Below are 19,778 nucleotides of genomic sequence, written 5' to 3'. Positions count from 1 at the left end.
AAAAATTACAGCTCTAAAAAGTTCTGAATGAGTTTCGAGCCCGCTTTAGATGAGCGCTCCGGGTGAAATTGAACCCCGTAGTAGTTGCCACTCTGAACCGCTGCCGTAAATGGCTTACCGTAGTCACAATAGGCAATCGTATAATCACCAACCGGCATGGCAAAGCTATGAACAAAGTAGAAGTATTCACCCTCTTCAATGCCTTTGAATAGTGGGTGATTAGGTTGTGCAGTGACTGTATTCCAGCCCATGTGCGGCAAAGGCAAATCGCCAGTCTCGAGTAAACGCACTTCACCATCACACAACCCAAGGCACTCCACCATCTCATCCGCTTTTTGTCCTTTCTCTTGAGATAGTTTGCCAAGAAGCTGCATACCCAAACAGATACCCAGTAATGGCTTTTCGACTTTCTTCACTAACTCAATCAGATCACGCTCTTGTAAGTTTTTCATTGCTTCGCTTGCGGTACCGACGCCAGGCAAAAACAGTTTATCTGCAGCAAGTACCACTTGAGGATCTTTCGAAATTACCACTTGATAGCCAAGGCGCTCAATTGCGAACTTAACCGAAGAAACATTGGCACAACCGGTATCAATGATGATGACTTTTTGTTCTGTCATAACTTAATCCTTAAAGTACGCCTTTGCTGCTTGGTAGTTCATTGCCTTCAACTTTGATCGCTTGACGAAGTGTACGGCCAAAGGCTTTAAATAGACTCTCAATGATATGGTGATCGTTATCACCGGCGGAAGATAGGTGTAAGGTGCATGCTAGCGTATCCGTCAAAGAGCGGAAGAAGTGCACAACCATTTCTGTAGAAAGGTCGCCAACTTGCTCGCGGCTAAACTCAGCATCGAACTTTAGGTATGGGCGACCAGATAAATCCAACGCACATTGAGCTAAACATTCGTCCATTGGTAGACTAAAACCGAATCGGCCAATGCCACGTTTATCACCCAACGCGTCTTTCAATGCCTGACCAAGAGCCAGAGCTGTATCTTCAATGGTGTGGTGATCATCAATGTGCAAGTCACCTTCGACTTGGCAAACCATTTGGAAGCCGCCGTGTGTCGCGATTTGGTCCAGCATGTGGTCGAAAAAGCCCAAGCCAGTAGAAATCTTGTTGCCACCCTGCTCGTCTAAGTTAACCGTAACTTTGATGTCTGTCTCTTTGGTAGTACGTATCACTTCAGCAATGCGCGCTTTTACCGTCAGGTCTTTTAAGATTTGTTTCCAACCCATCGTTTCTGGGTTGTACTGAATCCCTTGAATCGCCATATTCTCGGCCAGTTGCAGATCCGTTTGACGATCGCCAATCACCACTGAGTTTTGGAAGTCAACTTTACCGCCTTGTAGGTACTCTTTCACCATACCTAGCTTAGGTTTACGACAAGAACAGTTGTCCTCTTCAAAGTGCGGGCAAATCAGTACATCATCAAACTTCACCCCTTGCGATTCGAAGATTTCCATCATCATGTTATGTGGAGCATCGAATTCATCTTGCGGGTAGCTATCTGTGCCTAAACCATCTTGGTTAGTCACCATGACAAGGCGGTAGCCCGCGTCTTGCAATGATAACAAACTAGGGATAACAAAAGGCTCCAGCTTAAGCTTATCTAAACGGTCCACTTGAAAATCAACAGGAGGCTCAACAATTAAGGTGCCATCACGGTCAATAAATAGAATTTTTTGTTGTTTGCTCACTTGAACTTCCTTATTTCAATTTTTTCGTTCCCACAACTATGGAAACAAATAATCTTTTAGCTGTAGTAATTTCTTATAAATCCGAGTGTTTTTTCACACTCGTCTCGGTTACCTACACTGATTCGCACGCAATTTTCGATCGGAGAATTGCGGAGAATAATCCCACTGTCCCACGCAGCTTTGAATAGAGTGTCGCCATCAGGAAACTTAACCAATAGGTAGTTACCCCACCCTTCAAACACTTCAAGTCCTGCAATCATGGATAAGCCAACCTGTAAATACGCGCGGTTTGCATTTAAATCCAACACTTGGAACTTCGCTCTTGCAAGCCCAGCTTCTGACAGTGCTTGAGTCGCAATCTCCGCTACTGGGATAGGTACAGGGTAAGGAGCGATCACTTTAAGAAGTACGTTGATCAACTCTTCATTAGCCAGAGTAAATCCACAACGAAGTCCCGCCAAAGCAAACGCTTTAGAAAGCGTTCTTAAAATTGCTAGGTTCGGGTATTGAGCAAGCAAATCAACCGTTGAGGCTTCAGGACAGAAATCGATATACGCTTCATCCATCACCACAATCGCGCGATCTTTGGTCATCTCAAGTAGGGAAACGATGTCTTCACGTTTCACCAAGTTACCCGTTGGATTATTTGGGCTGCAGACAAACACTAGCTTTACGTTATCAAGGTTTTCTTCAATACCCGCTAGGTCAAGTTGCCAGTCGGATGTGAGTGGTACTGTTTTACGTTCTACGCCAATCGTTTCAGCACTGATTGAGTACATACCGTAAGTTGGCGGACAATAAAGAATCGCGTCTTCATTTGGCTCACAGAAAGCGCGAATAAGCAGCTCGATACCTTCATCCGCACCGCGGGATGTCAGCGTCTGTTCTGGTTTAACGCCAGCGTATGCGGCATAAGCCTCAATAAGATCTTTTGGCTGACATTCGCTGTAACGATTCAAACGAGCAAAATCGGTTTTGTATTCATTATCAAATGGCGATTCATTGGCATTTAGCCAAACATCACCCGTGCCGCCAATACGACGAGCCGATAGATAGGGGGTTAACTTCTGTACTTGTTTACGCGCTAGCTTTTCCATCTCAACCACCTTTACGCTTTTGCCGCCAGTTTTTCTACTCGAATGGTCACCGCTCGTTTGTGAGCATCTAACCCTTCAGCTTCTGCCATTGTGACAACGGTAGGTGCCAATGTTTTTAAACCTTCAGCCGACAACTCTTGAACTGTCATACGCTTAGAGAAATCCGCTAAGCCCAAGCTTGAATAGGTACGGGTGTAACCGTAAGTCGGTAATACATGGTTAGTCCCCGATGCATAGTCACCCGCCGATTCAGGCGACCAATCGCCAAGAAAAATAGAACCTGCATTGTCGAGTAAAGGTAATAATTCGCGCGGATTTTTAGTCTGAACAATCAAGTGCTCAGGGCCGTAATAGTTAGAGATCGAAACAGCTTGAGTCATAGACTCAGCAATGATCACTAAGCTTGACGCTAAGGCTTTTTCTGCAATATCTGCACGCGATAGCACTTTCAATTGGCGCAGCACGGCATCTGTCACTTGATCAGCAATGAAAGGAGATGGCGTGACTAGCACAACTTGAGAATCCGGCCCGTGTTCTGCTTGGCTCAGTAAATCTGCGGCAATAAAGTCCGCGTCTGCTGTATCATCAGCCAGAACCAAAACCTCTGAAGGACCAGCTGGCATATCAATCGCAGCGCCACGGAAGTCGTTACTCACTTGGCGTTTTGCTTCAGTGACGTACGCGTTACCAGGACCAAAAATCTTATCCACTTTTGATACAGTCTCTGTACCGTAAGCCATGGCAGCAACCGCTTGACCACCACCAACGTTATAGACTTCATCAATACCACACAGTCGAGCAACATAAAGGATCTCATCTGCAATCGGCGGTGGAGAGCAAAGAACAACTTTACGACAACCTGCAATTTTAGCAGGAACACCCAGCATCAACACTGTTGAAGGCAACGGTGCGCTACCACCTGGGATATACAAACCCACTTTTTGGATTGGACGTGTCACTTGCTCACATAGCACGCCAGGTTGCGTTTCTACCTTAATAGGCTGAGGTTTCTGCGCCTTGTGAAATTTAGCAATATTTGAATAAGCTTGGTCTAGAGCCTGTTTCATGTTGTCTGACAAACGACCACAGGCGTCAGTTACTTCTTGTTCCGAGACACGAATCGATTCAGGCTTCACTCGATCAAACTTTTCAGTCAACTCTAGAAGTGCCGCATCACCCTCACTGCGAACCTTGGCAATAACGTCAGCAACGGCAGCGGTAATGTTTGCACCCTCAGCAATCGCTGGGCGCTCTAAAATGGAGTCTTGCTGAGATTCACTTAATGATTGCCAAACAACTGTTCTCATAACGGTTACCCCATCATCTTTTCAATCGGTAGTACTAGGATTGAACTCGCGCCCAACTCTTTAAGTTGCTCCATAGTTTCCCAGAACAAGTTTTCTGTACTAACAAGATGTACTGCAACTTTCTCTTTATCAGTCGATAGTGGTAGAACCGTTGGATCTTCAGCACCTGGAAGCAATGATTTGATTTGCTCAAGCTGTGCCACTGGCGCGTGTAGCATGATGTACTTAGACTCTTTTGCTTGTTGAACGCCTTGCATACGAGTCAGGAGTTTTTCGATTAATGCTTGCTTATCAGCATCAAATTCACCCGTACGCTGGATTAGAGTTGCTTTAGACTTAAAGATAATTTCCGCTTCTTTCAGACCATTTGCTTCAAGCGTTGCACCGGTAGAGACCAAGTCAGCGATTGCATCTGCTAGACCTGCGCGTGGTGCAACTTCAACTGAACCTGTCAGCATACACGTAGAGAAAGGCACGCCTTGCTCATCCATGTAAGCTTTGAGAAGTTGAGGGTATGTCGTCGCAATACGCTTGCCAGCAAGGTCTAGAGGGCCGTTGTATTGCTCGTCTTTATCAATTGCGATAGATAAGCGGCAACCACCAAAATCTAAACGGCGTAGAGGGACAAACTCATTTGGCTCACCCAATGCTTTACGATCAAGGCGAACTTCTTCTAGTTCGTTCTCACCGATAAAGCCAAGGTCAACCACACCGTCCATAATTAGGCCTGGGATGTCATCATCACGAACAAGGAGTAAATCAATTGGCATATTTAGTGAGTGAACGACTAGGCGCTCACCCATAATGTTGAATTTAACGCCGCACTTTTTAAGAAGCTCTTGGCACTCTTTACTTAGGCGACCTTTCTTTTGAATTGCGATTCTTAGGCGTTGTGTCTGCATTGCTTTATCCCTGTGCAAATTTTTGATATTTATAAACTTTTAAGATTGCTAAAACTAAAAAACCCTCGGAAGAGTGTGTCTCCCGAGGGTTCTAAATCTTGTAGTTTGCGATTTTAGCCTCCGGGAGTGTCCTGTCTCCCGGGTATGCGTGCATCTCCCGAAAGACTAGACTGGGTGATGATGGTGATGAATGTTCATGACTAATTTACGCATACTTAATAAGCTCTTCTTGTTCGCTTTGTTGATATCCACACTAACCAAGGTGTAAACATTTTTCAACTATTTATTTAAACTTTTTTCAATTTGTATAAGACAAATAAAAAGGGAGCCTAAGCTCCCTTTATGTCTGAATTTGCTTTCGTCTATTTAGACATTTTGACAACTTGCCATTTTAGACTTAGACAACACAGAAAGTAGTACACAGATTGCCACGAAAGCCACACTTGATGCCGCTAATGACAAACCAACAGAAGCCGTCATACCTAGCGTTACAAAGCCGATACATGAGACAAGGGCAACTGATAATGCATAAGGCAACTGTGTCGAGACGTGGTCAATATGACAACAACGCGCACCTGTTGATGAAAGGATCGTAGTATCAGAGATCGGTGAACAGTGATCACCAAATACTGAACCTGCTAGCACAGCACTCAACATAGGTAGCATTAATGCTAAGTCCGTTGCACCAGCCATATCACCCGCGATTGGAAGCATAATGCCGAACGTACCCCATGATGTACCTGTCGAGAATGCCATTAAACCAGACAATAGGAACAAGATAACTGGTAACCAATGAGGGTTAATGTTGCCCTGCGCTAACGTTGAAAGGTATTTACCAGTGTTCATATCACCGATTACAGAACCAATCGTCCAAGCGAATACTAGGATTAGAATCGCGCCAAACATTGATTTAGCACCAATCCATAGCGTGCGAGAGATTTCTGAAAACGCAATACCTTGCTTAAAGACAGTGAATAGCGCAACAGCAAGACCAACAAGGCCACCGTAAATAAGAGACGTACCAACATCGGTATTTTCAAAAGCGCCAAGAAGGTTAAATTCAATACCATCTGAAGCTAGTGATTGCCCACCGGTGTAAAGCATTGAAGCAACTGTTGCCGCAATAAGAAAGACGATTGGCAGAATCAGATCAGAAACCTTACCACCTTCACTTTCACGAATATCTAGCTCTTCGTTAAGCTCATGTGCTTCCTGAGTATCATTTTCGCTCTCTTTTTCGAAACCGCGGCCTTGAGAAGCGGCAATTTCATGCTCACGCATCTTACCAATATCCAAGCCAAACCAAGCTACTGCAAACACCATCAGTAGAGCAAAGATTGCGTAGAAGTTCATTGGCACTAAGCGCATGTAGGCGCCAAGAGCAGAGTACTCAGTAATACCGTGAGAAACTAGGATGCCGCCAATGATTGTCATAATGTAAGCACCCCAGCTTGAAGCTGGCATTACCACACACATTGGTGCAGCGGTAGAATCCAGAATGTAGGCAAGTTTAGCGCGAGATACATAAAAACGATCTGTTACAGGGCGAGAGATTGCACCTACCGCCAAGCTGTTAAAGTAATCATCGACAAAAATGAAAACACCTAAGAAGGCAGCAAGTAGCTTAGAACCGCGTTTACTTTTTACACGCACTTGCGCCCACTCAGCGAATGCTCGAGTACCGCCCGACAAGGTCAGTAAAGCTGTCATCATACCGAGTAGAAGTAGGAAGCCAACAATACTCATATTCCAAGTGTTTATTCCGCCATCTTCGACGAACACACTAGATACTGTAGAGCCAACATAGCTTAATGTGCCGCCCGCTGAATAATCGTTCAGCAAGATAGCACCAAGAACAATACCCATACCCAAAGATACAAGTACACGGCGAGTTACGATAGCAAGACTCAATGCCACTAACGGAGGCAAAAGAGATATAGGAGATGACGCAAAATCAATTAAATTCATGATCTTCAAAAACCAGTAATAAATGGTTAGAGATCTACTGCAGACTAACTGAAGGAATTCATTTCCAAACAATTGAGTATAAAATAGCGACGAGGAAGCGAATGCTTCTCCCAGCCCTACAGTAGCGCTCCATAGTTTTACAAAATTATAGACTATGGCAGTGTTGTCCCTTTCGAGTACAACCCCAGCAAGCATCTTTGATGTGATAGCTCACTTCGGCGGGTTAACCTTTCGTACTTGTTCATTGGCATCACCCCAACAAGTATTACTTATTTATTCCGCTCCTCTACCGCGAGTACAAAAACTTTAAACCATTGAAAAGTCATTTTAACAACAATTTAACTTGCACAACGCATTAGGTGACGTTCATTGTACTTATCTAGACCATCATTTCAATACATCATTCTAGATTTATTGTTAAAAATATTGGTAACCAGCTAAGGGTAAGATTTCATCATCACTGCATACTCATCCAACTCAAGAATGTCATACAAATTTACTATTCTTTCCGCACGAAATATCATCATTACTTACATAGACCAAAAGAAAAGTTTAGTGCTGTAATTAATCGATATTCAAATAAATCATCAAAGTTAACTTTACTATTAAAATCAGCCCCCTCCCCCTGCAATTAAAATATATGAAACCACTTCCTTAAAATGGATGATTCGGTTATAAAAACTCATTAATTCTTACATAATGTTCCCCTTCATCACATTATTCGTCACCCGTAATACGCTTTCGACTAAAGTGGTATTATTATTTGTCAGATTTCTATTAATTTTATATTTGCCATATTGTAATAATTCCGCTTCAGGATTATTATCAACTCATTAGGCACTCCTTATTAAGTGAGATTTAAATATGTCGGAACTAACAAAAACACTATTAAACATTCGTAGCCTACGCGCTTTTGGCCGTGAGTTGACTCTGGAACAACTTGAAGAAGCGTTAGACAAATTAACTATTGTCGTTGCTGAACGTAAAGAAGCGGAAGAAGAAGAGCGCGCGGCGGCAGCTGAGCAAGAAGCGAAACTATCTGCAATTGCTGAACAAATTGCAAAAGACGGTATTGATGTTGAAGCTCTTATTTCTGCTCTAGCAGGTGAATCTAAAGGCAAAGCAAAAGTTAAATCTAAGCGTGCGCCTCGCCCAGCTAAATATGAATACGCTGACGCAAACGGCGAAACAAAAACTTGGACTGGTCAAGGTCGTACACCTTCTGCAATTCAAGAGCAGTTGGATGCAGGCAAATCTCTAGAAGATTTCCTAATCAAGTAAGCACTGATTATTAAAAAACGCCTCATTAGGCGTTTTTTATTGCTACTAATAAAAAGCCTCGCTAATGCGAGGCTTTTTTAATTCCGCTAAGATTAACGTTCCCAGTACGCTTCTTCTAAGCTATCTTCTCGCTCCGGTAGACCGCGAGATAGACGTGGAGAGTGTTGAACTAAAACTTCATAGCTCGCACGATTTGAATACTTACAAACTTGTGAGAAAGAAGAATAGGTCAAATATGCATGAGCATGCTTACTGGAATTAGGCACATTTTCTTTATGGTATTTATTCGCTGCCATATCATGCAACAATGCAGATAATGCCGCATCACCTGCTCCATTCGTATTCTTAATTTTCTCTGGACCACCCATATAAGGCGCAATATGCGAATATACCTTAGTTGGATTTTCACAGTGTTCTTTAACGGCCGGACGACTAAATTCGAAACGGTTAAATTCCGCGATACTGCCAGGTAATAGTGGCAAAGAAGTCTCACGTTTTGCCGCTTCCTCTGTATAACCTGCCATAAATAGACCAACTGGGCCTGCAGTACAAAGAACTAAATCAACCCAATCAAGAGCTTTATCCGAGGCTGCAAGTGGTTCAGATTCACCAGTTAATGCTTCGGCTTCATCTTCATTCATTGCAACAACAGAAACATGATCACGTAAAAATTCTTGCCAGAATTTAGGATCGTCTTGGATAACGAATTTCGTACCCAATGTTAGAACGACAGGAACATCATATTTTTTAGCGTACTCAATCGCTTTCATTGTTGCTTCAGGCATTGGGTCACCCTCTTTGCAACGAACTAAATAAGCGGTTAATACTAAAGCAGAAGCATTTTTAAAGATTTTCTCCGGAATGCTATTTGGGTGAAGTTGGTTCATTTGGCCTTCACTGATCGCAAAGGTACGTTCCCCATCTTCAGTAATTAGAGCAAAACAACGGCCAATCGCACCATTAACACCTTGAAGGTAATTAAGATCCATTCGGCTTGATGTATTACATAAATAGCGGTATCCATAACTACCGATCTTAATATCTTGACTCATTACACCAAGCAGGGTTGAGCGGTCATCAGCTAAAACAGAGTAGTTATGCAGTGTATTACCAATAGTACCGCCAGCGTACTCATTGGTGATCAATTCATTTTCTTTTAGTTCATTGTATAGTGCTTCAGCAGTTGCATCATCGATAACTAAAGAGTGTCCCTTACTCAGTTCATATTTCTCGATTAATTCAGAACTCACTTTCGCTTCGATATCAACTAGAGTCTGATCGATACCAATAATATGTGTGCGCGACATTTTTTTGCTTTGTTGCGACTGGCTGACAAGCGGATCACGCGCATGTACTGGAAAGTAGTGTTTTGATTTACGTTGACCAGGAAATTTCATAACAAGAATTCTGATTAAGGGATGAAAAGATGCCGGATTCTACCGCGCACTATCTAGCGCGGCAACAATCGGAATTATAGCAAACGTTTGCTAGGCTAATTAATTTATTGTCGACAAGAGCGTAATAAATAAGAGGCTTTATTCACCTTCCATAAAGCTCAAATCTGGTAGTCGATCTAAGTTTTCAGCGTAGCGTTTCAGGTTGAACTCAACTTCATTTTTCATTACATCGAAGATCTCAATAGAAACCGCGCACGCCATCATCGCAACCGCTTCTTCTCTTGGTGTCCCTGTCATCATCAAACGCATTAAGGTTTCTTTCACTTTCAAAGGGCTGCCATCTTCCAATTGATTCTCGATCACTTCAATTAGTTGTGCTTCTTCAAAAACTTGGTTCTCTTCACTCATTGTTTCGTTTCCATAGGGACTTGAATTTTGCCAACTATGCCACATATAGACACCCTATAGTGATAAAAGCGCAGATATAGTGATTAAGCGAACAAAAGTTCAGCGATTTTCGAAGTGTGAGTTCGATCTCGGATCTGTCACCTCGAGATGCTTTCTGTTAGAATCTGCCTCCAGTTAATTTAAGTGGTGCTTAGTAATGTCTGATAACAGCCAAAAGAAAGTCATCGTCGGTATGTCCGGCGGCGTTGATTCATCTGTTTCTGCCTATCTTCTAAAACAACAAGGCTACCAAGTAGAAGGCTTGTTCATGAAGAACTGGGAAGAAGATGACAACGAAGAATATTGCACAGCGGCGGAAGATCTCGCCGATGCTCAAGCAGTATGTGACAAGTTAGGCATTCACCTACACACCATCAACTTTGCGGCTGAATATTGGGATAACGTCTTTGAATATTTCTTAGCGGAATACAAAGCAGGACGTACACCAAACCCAGATATTCTTTGCAACAAAGAAATCAAATTTAAAGCATTCCTTGAATTTGCAGATGAAGTTTTAGATGCTGACTACATCGCAATGGGTCACTACGTACGCCGTACATTCCCGACTCAAGAAGAGATCAATAATGGTCAACAGCCTCAAATGTTACGCGGTTTAGATGGTAACAAAGACCAAAGTTACTTCCTTTACACACTAAGCAGTGAGCAAGTTGCACGTAGCTTATTCCCAGTTGGCGGATTAGAAAAACCAGAAGTACGTCGAATTGCAGAAGAGCAAGATTTGATCACTGCGAAGAAAAAAGACTCAACGGGTATTTGTTTCATCGGTGAACGTAAGTTTACAGAATTTCTTGGTAAATACCTTCCAGCACAACCTGGCAATATTGAGACGCCAGAAGGTGAAGTTATTGGCAAGCACCAAGGTTTGATGTACCACACGCTAGGTCAGCGTAAAGGACTTCATATTGGCGGTCGCAAAGGCGGCGGCGGCAATGAAGACCCTTGGTTTGTTGGTGAAAAAGATCTTAAGCGTAACGTTCTTATTGCGGTACAAGGTAAAGATCACCCACTGCTTAAATCTGAAGGTTTAGTCGCTTCTCAACTTCATTGGGTAGATCGCACACCAATTACTGATGTTTTGAAGTGCACAGTAAAAACGCGTTACCGTCAAACTGATATTCCTTGTACAATCATCCCAATTGATGATGAAAACATTAAGGTTATTTTTGACGAACCACAAATTGCAGTGACACCAGGTCAATCAGCAGTATTCTATCAAGGTGAAGTTTGCCTTGGTGGTGGTATCATCGAAAAACGCATCTAACTAACGCAATATATTAGGAGTATTACTACGTGGCTAACGCACTTTATGACCGTACCATTGCATTTGCAGGAATATGCCAAGCTGTTGCTTTAGTTCAACAGGTTGCTAAGAATGGTCATTGCGACAACGACGCGTTTGAAGCTTCACTAAAAGCGATTTTGAATATAAACCCAAGCAATACTGTCAGTGTTTATGGACGTGAAGCGGATTTAAAGCTTGGGTTAGAATGCTTAGTTAAAGGTATCGACAGCACACCAACAGGTAGTGAAATCACTCGCTACATCATCAGTTTAATGGCTTTAGAGCGTAAACTTAGTGGTCGTAACGATGCCATGTCTCAACTAGGCGACCGAATTCAAATGCTTGATCGCCAATTAGAACACTTTGAATTATTGAGCGAGCAAATGATCAGTAATCTAGCGAGCGTTTACCTTGACGTCGTTAGCCCGATCGGTCCTCGAATTCAAGTGACAGGCACCCCTTCAGTTCTGCAGCAGACAAGTAATCAACATAAAGTTCGTGCTCTATTATTGTCTGGTATTCGTAGCGCTGTTTTGTGGCGACAAGTGGGTGGTCGACGCCGCCATCTCATCTTCGGACGCAAGAAGATGGTCGAGCAAGCTCAAATCCTCTTAGCTAGAATATAATACCCAATTACCAGCTCGCGCATCGTCGCGAGCTCATTGTTTTATATCAAAGTACTTTGTCTCAAAATACGAGCAACGCAAACGTTTGCGTAATGTTCGTGACAAACGTGCGCGATATTGGTATAAAGCTCACGAAATTTAGAAACTCAATTCAGGAGAACATCATGGAACTGTCAGCACTGACTGCTGTTTCACCAGTAGACGGCCGTTACGGAAGCAAGACAATTGCATTGCGCGAAATTTTCAGCGAATACGGTCTATTGAAGTACCGTACTATTGTTGAAATCCGCTGGCTACAAAAACTTGCTGCGACGACTGAGATTGCAGAAGTACCAGCATTCAGCGCAGAAGCGAATCAATTCCTAGACAACCTTGCTGCAAACTTCTCTGAAGAAGATGCTCGCCGTATCAAAGAGATCGAGCGTACAACTAACCACGACGTTAAAGCAGTTGAGTACTTCCTAAAAGAAAAAGTCGCTGACGTTCCTGAACTGCACGCAGTAAACGAGTTCTTCCACTTTGCATGTACTTCTGAAGACATCAACAACACATCACACGCTCTAATGCTTAAAGAAGCGCGTGAGAACGTGATTCTTCCAGAAATCCGTAACCTAATCGACGCGATCAAAGCACTAGCAGTGGAATACCGTGACATTCCTCTTCTATCTCGTACACACGGTCAGCCTGCTTCTCCATCTACAATGGGTAAAGAAATGGCAAACGTGGCGTACCGTATGGAGCGTCAATTCAAGCAGATCGAAAACGTTGAGATCCTTGCGAAAATCAACGGCGCAGTAGGTAACTACAATGCTCACCTTTCTGCTTACCCAGAGCTAGATTGGCATAAATTCTCTGAAGAGTTCATCACTGAGTCTCTAGGCGTTACTTGGAACCCTTACACAACTCAGATCGAGCCACACGATTACATCGCTGAGCTGTTCGACGCTATCGCTCGTTTCAACACTATCCTGATTGACTTCGACCGTGACGTTTGGGGTTACATTGCACTAGGCCACTTCAAGCAGAAAACCATTGCTGGCGAGATTGGTTCTTCAACAATGCCTCACAAAGTTAACCCAATCGACTTTGAAAACTCTGAAGGTAACCTAGGTCTTGCAAACGCTGTATTCGGTCACCTAGCACAGAAGCTTCCTGTTTCTCGCTGGCAACGTGACCTAACCGACTCAACGGTTCTACGTAACCTTGGTGTTGGTGTTGGCTACGCGATCATTGCTTACACTTCTACGCTTAAAGGCATTAGCAAGCTAGAAGTAAACCGTGAAGCGCTTCTTGCTGAACTAGACAAGAACTGGGAAGTACTAGCAGAGCCAGTACAAACCGTAATGCGTCGTTACAATATTGAAAAACCGTACGAGAAGCTAAAAGAGCTAACTCGTGGTAAGCGTGTAGATGGCGAAGCAATGCGTAACTTCATCGACGGCCTTGAGCTACCTGAGCACGAGAAAGTACGTCTTAAAGAAATGACGCCAGCAAACTACATCGGTCAAGCAATCGAGCTGACTGACAAGCTGTAATCACGCTAACGCATTAAAAATTAAGAGGGCTGACGTGAATGCGTCAGCCCTTTCTTTTTAATTCTTTTGGAAAAACAGTGTTATCTGGCCAACTTCAATACCAAACTTCTTAATTTTAGTTAAATTGAATACATGCTTTTCGTCTTGACGATATAGCCAGTCATCAAAAGCGACAACGACAGTAGAATCATCCATTTTAAGCTCAAAATCATACTGCCACTGAAGTGCATTCCCCGCTTCCACGCCGCTAGCTTGACCAATAATATCATCCGCTTCCCCTACATACTGGTCTTTACCTACCCGCTTAATCGTCCAGATACGTTGGTCAATTTCGCCATCAGCAAAGACAAAATCCTCAACAAGCGTTAACGTATCCCCTTCAACCACACCATCGATAGAAACGCTGAATCGACGTGTTTGTTTATCTGTATAATCTTGAACCATTCCCCATGCTTGTGTTCGCCCGTCGAAATACTCAAACAAATCAAACTGAGGCTTCGATGTTTTATAATCGCCAATATCGTTTGAGCACGCTGTTAAAAAAACGATTAAAAAGAAGGCAAGAGCACGAAGGTATTTAATCATTGAGTTCGTCCTATTAATTGGGCACGTAAATCAGGATAAGTTGTATTTGGCGAAAGCCAGATGGCTAGGAAGGCATCATTTAGATGTTCATCATCTATGGTTCCGATCAATGCAGGATCTTGATCAGAAGCTTTTCGGTAGTAAAAATAGCCGGACTGACCGTCAGTGACATAAGTAAGATTTTCCCCCTCTTGGATATCAGGGAATATTTGATCGAGCTTATCAACCCACTGACTCCTCTCTTCAGGGTGATAGCCCAGCTTTTCCCATTGCTCTTCTGTTGCCTCTAACAACTGGTTTTGAGAGATATTCCGTTGATAATCGATTGATAAAGCCAGAGGGTGAGGCGTGATATCTTTGGCTAAGGAGTAGAATCCAGATGGCGTCTTTAATTGAGACTGATAAACATCAAAGATAAAAACAGTCAATTGCGCTTGCCCCACAGAAGGCCAGCTAGACCAAGCCAATTTATCGTTCGCGGCAGATGCGTAGCAATAAGAATTATAAAACAAACTAGTGGCGAGCACCGCTGCGAATATTTGTTGCGTGATATTCATATCTATACACCCTTTTGATAACGATAATCATCAGTGCCCACTCAGCAAAAAGAATCATAAAAGTCAGTGTAAAATCAAAAGGAAATTGCACAGCGCCTAATTTCATTCCTGCGAAATAGCTAAGCGCTCCACTCAATCCTGTCACTATAGATACGGCCCAGAAAGGGTAACGGTTCAAAATAGGAACAAGATAGTTGGCATACCACAAAAAAATACCCCATAAAGCAGCAAGCCATATAGGGAATCCGGCAGTTAAAAACTCAAATAGTCCAAAGAATGTATTTGTGTGGTCAATCGTTAAACCAATGATAAATAACAGCAATAGACGGTCGAGACGCAAAGCACCATATTTAGCACTGACAACAATGGTGAAGACCACTAAGCTTAACGTCACCCACTGCCATTTTTCCGTTCCTAGAATCGCCATAAACCACAAGATTTGAAACCAGGTCGAAATTAGAATCAGCTGCGACGTTTTCATATTAAGCTCTCTGGAAAGTCATATGAACAGTGCTGATACTCTTAGCTTTGAAGCCACCTTCGCAGTAGCAAAAATAATAATTCCACATCCGAATAAAGGTGTCGTCAAACCCCAGCTCCCTCACCCTATTCTCAGCAGCATTGAATTTTTGATACCACGCATTCAAGGTCTGAGCGTAGTCGAGACCAATATCATGTAAATCTCTCAATACGAGGTCACTTTGGTTAGTTGCAGCATGTGTTAATGCCGTAATCGATGGAAGGAAGCCCCCCGGAAAAATATACTTCTGGATGAAATCAACGTTGTCGCTGTAATAGTCATAACGTTGATCAGCAATCGTAATAGCTTGAATCGCCATTAGACCTTGAGGTTTCAACAGCGACTGACATTTTTGAATATAAGAATTTAAAAACTCTTTACCAACGGCCTCTATCATTTCAATAGAAACCAACTTGTCGAACTGACCTGTCAAATTTCTATAATCTTGTTTTAAAAGCGTAATTTTGGTTTGTAAGCCTTTCAATTCAATCTGCTCTTTCGCATATTGGTATTGCTGCTCTGATATGGTCGTGGTGGTCACTTGGCAACCGTATTTCTCAGCCATATAAATCGCCATTGCTCCCCAGCCAGTTCCAATTTCTATCACTGAGTCATGCTCTGTTAATTTAAGCTGTTGACACAGGCGCTCCATCTTATTGATTTGAGCTTGCTCTAACGAATCATTGGAGGAAGAAAATATCGCAGAGGAGTAAAGCATATTGGTATCTAGGAATGTTTGATAGAGCTCATTGCTTAGGTCATAGTGCGCTTGGATATTCTTCTCTGAGTTAGCCACCGTGTTTCTATTCATCCAATGCCCTAGCTTGTAAGTTAACTTTGATAGAAAGCTGGTGCGATTCTCAATAGAGTCGAGAGCCGTTAGGTTAAGCGCCATCAATTCCATTAAAGTTGTGAGATCAGGACTATCCCACCAACCATCCATGTAAGCTTCGCCTGCAGCGATACTCCCGCCAGTCAGTAAACGAGCATAAAAAGCCGGGTTCTTCACTTCGATAAGCGCTTTAGGCTCTCCATCCTTTGGTCGTCCAAACATATGTCTTTCAGTGCGCTCATGCTCTGAAAAGGATTCAACAACCGTTAGACTGCCTTTGTTGATTTTATACAAGCAAGTAAGTGCAATGCTTCTCGCTGTTTTTTGCCCTGTCGTCAGTTGCCCCGGAAATGGTAACGCTTGAATATTCATCATGTTCTATGCTCCTCGACTTGTTTCTCTTTTGGTTGAGCACTATCTTTTGCTTGGTATTTAGGATGAGAATAAAAAGGCGCTCCCTTGCACCAAAGCTTGAATGCATGCCAGTAGATACCGGCAACTACTTTTACTGCCATAACCGGCGTTAAGATCAGATGTTTAAGTAGATTTTTTGATGTCATCGGCTGCTTTATCATACTCAAGGTGGCATCGAACTCTTTATTCGAACGATGACATTCCAAGTGGACGAACAACCTTTTATCGAGTGGCTTTAAACGCCAAACGTATTGCTGTTCGACTGGATTAAATGGAGATACATGAAAGGCTTTTTCGTGTTTATACGGGGAGTTAGTGTCGGCTGGAATCGCATAATAGTGTCGCTCGTTCCAAGGTGTGTTGCTCACCTCTGCTAATAAATAGCGCCACACACCGTCTTCATCATAAAGGTAATAAAAGTTAACTGGGCTGAAATAAATCCCCAAATACCTCAAATGAACAACGGCTTCAACCCGGCCATTAACCCGCTCACCAGTCAATTCACTCACCTTGTCTATAACCGACTGTTTTAGACACCCAGCCCCTAAGTAGTCCTCGCGCTTGAAACGAGCCCAGTGCCACCATTTAGTGCCAAAACACCAGACGCTCTTGGATAATTGCTCAAGATTGTCCAAGTCGATACATGGCATAAACAGAGGATATTTGAGCTGATGCTTAACCGGTGTAAAGCGTCTATGCCGAACGTCACCAGTCAACAATGAGCAGTTGTGGTCAGCGTCCATTAGGCTGCCCCTTTTTGACCGACTTGCCCAGTTAACGCTTCTAGACCAGTAACAACATCTAAACCGCTTCTCACACCATCTTCATGGAAGCCGTTGTACCAGTATGCACCGCAAAACCAAGTTTGGTTATGCCCGTTGATTTCGCTACGGCGACCTTGCGCTCGCATAGATTGGCGGCTAAATACTGGATGGTCGTAATAGAAAGTGCGTAAGATTTTTTTCGAATCGATCTGCTCTGCACTATTCAGCGACACACAAAACGTCTCAGGTGCTTCGATATGTTGCAGTATGTTCATATTATAAGTGAGAGTCGGCGGTCTCTGTTGCTCATCTCGACCTCCGTCTAACCAATAATTCCAAGCCGCCCACGCAGCTTTACGTTTTGGCAATAAAGAAGCATCCGTATGAAGTATCACTTCGTTTTGCTGATACTCTAAATCGCTAAGGATATCTTGCTCAAGCTGCGTCGCATCATCCAGCATGGCCAACGCCTGATCGCTATGACATGCAAAAATGACATGGTCGAAACGCTCAATCTCGCCTTTAGCCCATACCTTTACGCCCGCAGAGTCTCTCGAAACTTTCTCCACTGGAGTCGCTAAACGGATTTTGTCGGAAAAGCTTCGTGTCAAAGGCTCGATATACGCTCTTGAACCGCCCTCAATCACGTACCACTGTGGGCGGTTAGTAACATCAAGTAAGCCGTGGTTTAAAAAGAATCGAGCAAAGAAATCTAAAGGGAATGCTCGCATATCCGCTAAGGTTGATGACCAAATTGCGGCGCCCATCGGTAATATGTAGTTTTTACTGAAGTAATCACTGAATTGATTCTCAGTGAGGAAATGACCTAACGTTTGTCCCTTTCCGGCGCCCAACTCAACGACTTCCTTAACGCTCTTGTTAAAACGCAAAATCTCAAAAATAAAAGAGTAGAATTTAGGATTGAGCCAATTACGCTTCTGAGCAAACAGTGTGGTAATGGTATGCCCGTTATACTCCAAACCCGTTGCATCGTTTCGTACGCTGAAACTCATTTGAGTCGGATTTCCCTTTACTCCAATCTCATTCATCATTTGAATAAAGTTTGGGTAAGTACGATCGTTATATACAATAAACCCCGTATCAACGGCGTATGTTTCACCAGCTAGCTCCACATCCACTGTCGCAGTGTGACCGCCAATATAGTCATTCGCTTCGTACACTGTAATATCATGTTGTGCATTCAGCCTGTATGCGCAAGTAAGCCCTGATATACCCGTTCCTATAATCGCAATTTTCATAATGAACTCCTTTACCCAGAGATGAGTTTTGAGGTGAGTACGTTTTGCCAGCGATAAGGAAGAGCCCCAAGCAAACGCATTAAGAGAGTAAATCTACGAGGAAAATAAATGTGAGATAAGCCTTTCGCTAAACCATCTCGAATCGCCTTTGATGCGTACTCCACACTGACCATCATTGGCATGGGAAAAGTGTTTTTATCGGTAAGTGGCGTTTCAACAAAGCCTGGATAAACAGTCGACACATCAATCGATTGTTTTTTAAGTGCTAGCTGCAAGGTCCTTGCGAGATAGCTCACCGCAGCTTTTGATGCACCGTAAGCTTCAGCACGTGGTAAAGCTAGTTCGCTAGCTATCGACCCAACGATAGCAATGCGATGACCCGCGCGAAACCGACTTTGGCAAGCTTCGATAGCATTAACCAATCCAATGACATTAATATCGAACACACGACGAAACAAGGCAGCTTCGATAACCCCGTTATCTATGTACTCACAGTTTCCTGCGTTAAGGATCCAAAGTTCGGGTTCTAAATCGAGTTTGCCAATTGCCCGAGTCGTCTCATTTAAATCAGTCAGATCAAATTCTAAAGGGGTAATTAAACTTGAGTAGTGCTGTAAAAGCTGCAAAGCAAGGCTATTTCTGCCACAAGCGACAACGTGCCAGCCACTGTCAGCATAATCTTTCGCTAGTTGCATCCCAATGCCAGAAGTAGCGCCTGTAATTAAGACGCAATTCATTGCCCTAGCCTCTGTTTAATCGTCTTAATCACTTTTCCAAGTAGAGGTAAATTCTCGTAAAGCATCTCCCCCAAATCGAAGTAATCGCGGTGGTAGATGACCTTACCTTGGTAAAACTTAAGATGACTGACTCCATTAACTTGAACCTGAGAACCACTCTTAAGCTTTGGATGCTCTAACGTCATCGTCCAAGTGAGAAAACCGCTGTCTCCAACTTGCTGCTGCTCTTTTATATCAAATTCGCAACGATGAACATTCGAGTACAAGGAAGAAAAATATTGCTGCAATGCACTCCACCCTTCTAAACGATGGGCTGCATCTTCAAACACAACATCTTCATGGTAGATATCGTCTAGCAAATATAAATTACGTTTACTTAAGTGCTGGTAGACCGAACCAACTGACTCAACATTCATCCTTTCACCTTTGCTATACAAGGTACAATGCGTACAACATGTTAAAAGTAGGATACTTTTTTGAGCTGTACAAACATGGAAAACTTACTAATTTCCGGTTTATACGTTGATTTGATTCGCTTGGATC

Annotated in this window: 20 protein-coding genes, 1 riboswitch and 1 other annotated feature; of the genes, 4 read left to right on the top strand and 16 right to left on the bottom strand. The window is 43.1% G+C overall.

The features are described from left to right. Positions 1-5 precede the first annotated feature (5 nt). From hisH to tet(35), 6 genes are all read right to left on the bottom strand, one after another. Positions 6-620, bottom strand: coding sequence for an imidazole glycerol phosphate synthase subunit HisH (gene hisH / locus GVO60_RS12245; RefSeq protein WP_159654412.1), 615 nt, complete (start codon positions 618-620; stop codon positions 6-8). A 10-nt stretch (positions 621-630) separates the two neighbouring features. Continuing rightward, positions 631-1,704 (bottom strand): bifunctional histidinol-phosphatase/imidazoleglycerol-phosphate dehydratase HisB, encoded by a 1,074-nt coding sequence (hisB, locus tag GVO60_RS12240; RefSeq protein ID WP_159654410.1) that lies wholly within the window; start codon positions 1,702-1,704, stop codon positions 631-633. Positions 1,705-1,760: 56 nt separating this feature from the next. After that, positions 1,761-2,801 carry a histidinol-phosphate transaminase gene (hisC, locus tag GVO60_RS12235; RefSeq protein WP_159654408.1) on the bottom strand — a complete coding sequence of 347 codons (1,041 nt, stop codon included), beginning with the start codon at positions 2,799-2,801 and terminating at the stop codon, positions 1,761-1,763. Between the two features lie 11 nt (positions 2,802-2,812). Then, positions 2,813-4,108, bottom strand: coding sequence for a histidinol dehydrogenase (gene hisD, locus GVO60_RS12230; protein WP_159654406.1), 1,296 nt, complete (start codon positions 4,106-4,108; stop codon positions 2,813-2,815). 5 nt (positions 4,109-4,113) lie between these two features. Beyond that, complete coding sequence (gene hisG / locus GVO60_RS12225) at positions 4,114-5,010, bottom strand: ATP phosphoribosyltransferase (protein WP_159654404.1); 897 nt, start codon at positions 5,008-5,010, stop codon at positions 4,114-4,116. A gap of 53 nt (positions 5,011-5,063) precedes the next feature. Continuing rightward, positions 5,064-5,200, bottom strand: a sequence feature (His leader region). A gap of 176 nt (positions 5,201-5,376) precedes the next feature. After that, a complete protein-coding gene (gene tet(35), locus GVO60_RS12220) occupies positions 5,377-6,978 on the bottom strand; it encodes a tetracycline efflux Na+/H+ antiporter family transporter Tet(35) (protein ID WP_159654402.1) in 1,602 nt (533 codons plus the stop codon). Positions 6,979-7,092: 114 nt separating this feature from the next. Next, positions 7,093-7,275: riboswitch (Lysine riboswitch) on the bottom strand. Positions 7,276-7,842: 567 nt separating this feature from the next. On the opposite strand from tet(35), the gene GVO60_RS12215 reads away from it, so the two are divergent. Continuing rightward, positions 7,843-8,259 carry an H-NS family histone-like protein gene (locus GVO60_RS12215; RefSeq protein WP_159654400.1) on the top strand — a complete coding sequence of 139 codons (417 nt, stop codon included), beginning with the start codon at positions 7,843-7,845 and terminating at the stop codon, positions 8,257-8,259. A gap of 92 nt (positions 8,260-8,351) precedes the next feature. Here GVO60_RS12215 and GVO60_RS12210 read toward each other — a convergent pair whose 3' ends face one another. Further along, positions 8,352-9,656, bottom strand: a complete 1,305-nt coding sequence (locus tag GVO60_RS12210) for an inosine/guanosine kinase (RefSeq protein ID WP_159654398.1) — start codon at positions 9,654-9,656, stop codon at positions 8,352-8,354. 138 nt (positions 9,657-9,794) lie between these two features. Continuing rightward, a complete protein-coding gene (locus GVO60_RS12205; protein ID WP_159654396.1) occupies positions 9,795-10,064 on the bottom strand; it encodes a hypothetical protein in 270 nt (89 codons plus the stop codon). Between the two features lie 196 nt (positions 10,065-10,260). Between GVO60_RS12205 and mnmA the strand changes: the two genes are divergently transcribed. From mnmA to purB, 3 genes are all read left to right on the top strand, one after another. Continuing rightward, positions 10,261-11,385: a tRNA 2-thiouridine(34) synthase MnmA gene (mnmA, locus tag GVO60_RS12200; protein ID WP_159654394.1), complete on the top strand. Its 1,125-nt coding sequence runs from the start codon at positions 10,261-10,263 to the stop codon at positions 11,383-11,385. A gap of 29 nt (positions 11,386-11,414) precedes the next feature. Further along, positions 11,415-12,032 carry a high frequency lysogenization protein HflD gene (gene hflD, locus GVO60_RS12195; protein WP_159654392.1) on the top strand — a complete coding sequence of 206 codons (618 nt, stop codon included), beginning with the start codon at positions 11,415-11,417 and terminating at the stop codon, positions 12,030-12,032. Between the two features lie 164 nt (positions 12,033-12,196). Then, on the top strand, positions 12,197-13,567 hold the full coding sequence (gene purB, locus GVO60_RS12190; protein WP_159654390.1) for an adenylosuccinate lyase: 1,371 nt from the start codon (positions 12,197-12,199) through the stop codon (positions 13,565-13,567). A gap of 57 nt (positions 13,568-13,624) precedes the next feature. Here the strand turns inward: purB and GVO60_RS12185 are convergent, their stop codons facing one another. Genes GVO60_RS12185 through GVO60_RS12150 form a run of 8 tightly spaced genes read right to left on the bottom strand, consistent with a single transcriptional unit; the run spans position 13,625 to position 19,651 of the window. Next, complete coding sequence (locus GVO60_RS12185; protein ID WP_159654388.1) at positions 13,625-14,152, bottom strand: DUF3833 domain-containing protein; 528 nt, start codon at positions 14,150-14,152, stop codon at positions 13,625-13,627. Further along, on the bottom strand, positions 14,149-14,709 hold the full coding sequence (locus GVO60_RS12180) for a chalcone isomerase family protein (RefSeq protein WP_159654386.1): 561 nt from the start codon (positions 14,707-14,709) through the stop codon (positions 14,149-14,151). The genes GVO60_RS12185 and GVO60_RS12180 overlap by 4 nt, the downstream gene beginning before the upstream one ends. Beyond that, positions 14,666-15,190, bottom strand: coding sequence for a DUF2878 domain-containing protein (locus tag GVO60_RS12175; RefSeq protein WP_159654384.1), 525 nt, complete (start codon positions 15,188-15,190; stop codon positions 14,666-14,668). Before GVO60_RS12175 ends, GVO60_RS12180 begins: the two co-directional genes overlap by 44 nt. 1 nt (position 15,191) lies before the next feature. After that, on the bottom strand, positions 15,192-16,436 hold the full coding sequence (locus tag GVO60_RS12170) for an SAM-dependent methyltransferase (RefSeq protein ID WP_159654382.1): 1,245 nt from the start codon (positions 16,434-16,436) through the stop codon (positions 15,192-15,194). Continuing rightward, positions 16,433-17,218 (bottom strand): DUF1365 domain-containing protein, encoded by a 786-nt coding sequence (locus GVO60_RS12165; protein WP_159654380.1) that lies wholly within the window; start codon positions 17,216-17,218, stop codon positions 16,433-16,435. The genes GVO60_RS12170 and GVO60_RS12165 overlap by 4 nt, the downstream gene beginning before the upstream one ends. Then, a complete protein-coding gene (locus GVO60_RS12160; RefSeq protein WP_159654378.1) occupies positions 17,218-18,498 on the bottom strand; it encodes an NAD(P)/FAD-dependent oxidoreductase in 1,281 nt (426 codons plus the stop codon). Before GVO60_RS12160 ends, GVO60_RS12165 begins: the two co-directional genes overlap by 1 nt. Before the next feature lie 11 nt (positions 18,499-18,509). Continuing rightward, a complete protein-coding gene (locus GVO60_RS12155) occupies positions 18,510-19,235 on the bottom strand; it encodes an SDR family NAD(P)-dependent oxidoreductase (RefSeq protein ID WP_159654376.1) in 726 nt (241 codons plus the stop codon). Then, entirely contained in the window at positions 19,232-19,651 is a 420-nt protein-coding gene (locus GVO60_RS12150) for a nuclear transport factor 2 family protein (protein WP_159654374.1), read from the bottom strand. Before GVO60_RS12150 ends, GVO60_RS12155 begins: the two co-directional genes overlap by 4 nt. Positions 19,652-19,778: the final 127 nt, after the last annotated feature.

Source organism: Vibrio atypicus, from assembly GCF_009811315.1.
In the GTDB taxonomy this organism is placed as follows: domain Bacteria; phylum Pseudomonadota; class Gammaproteobacteria; order Enterobacterales; family Vibrionaceae; genus Vibrio; species Vibrio atypicus.
The sequence above is the reverse complement of the archived record's forward strand: the minus strand, read 5'-3'. Positions and strand labels throughout refer to the sequence as shown.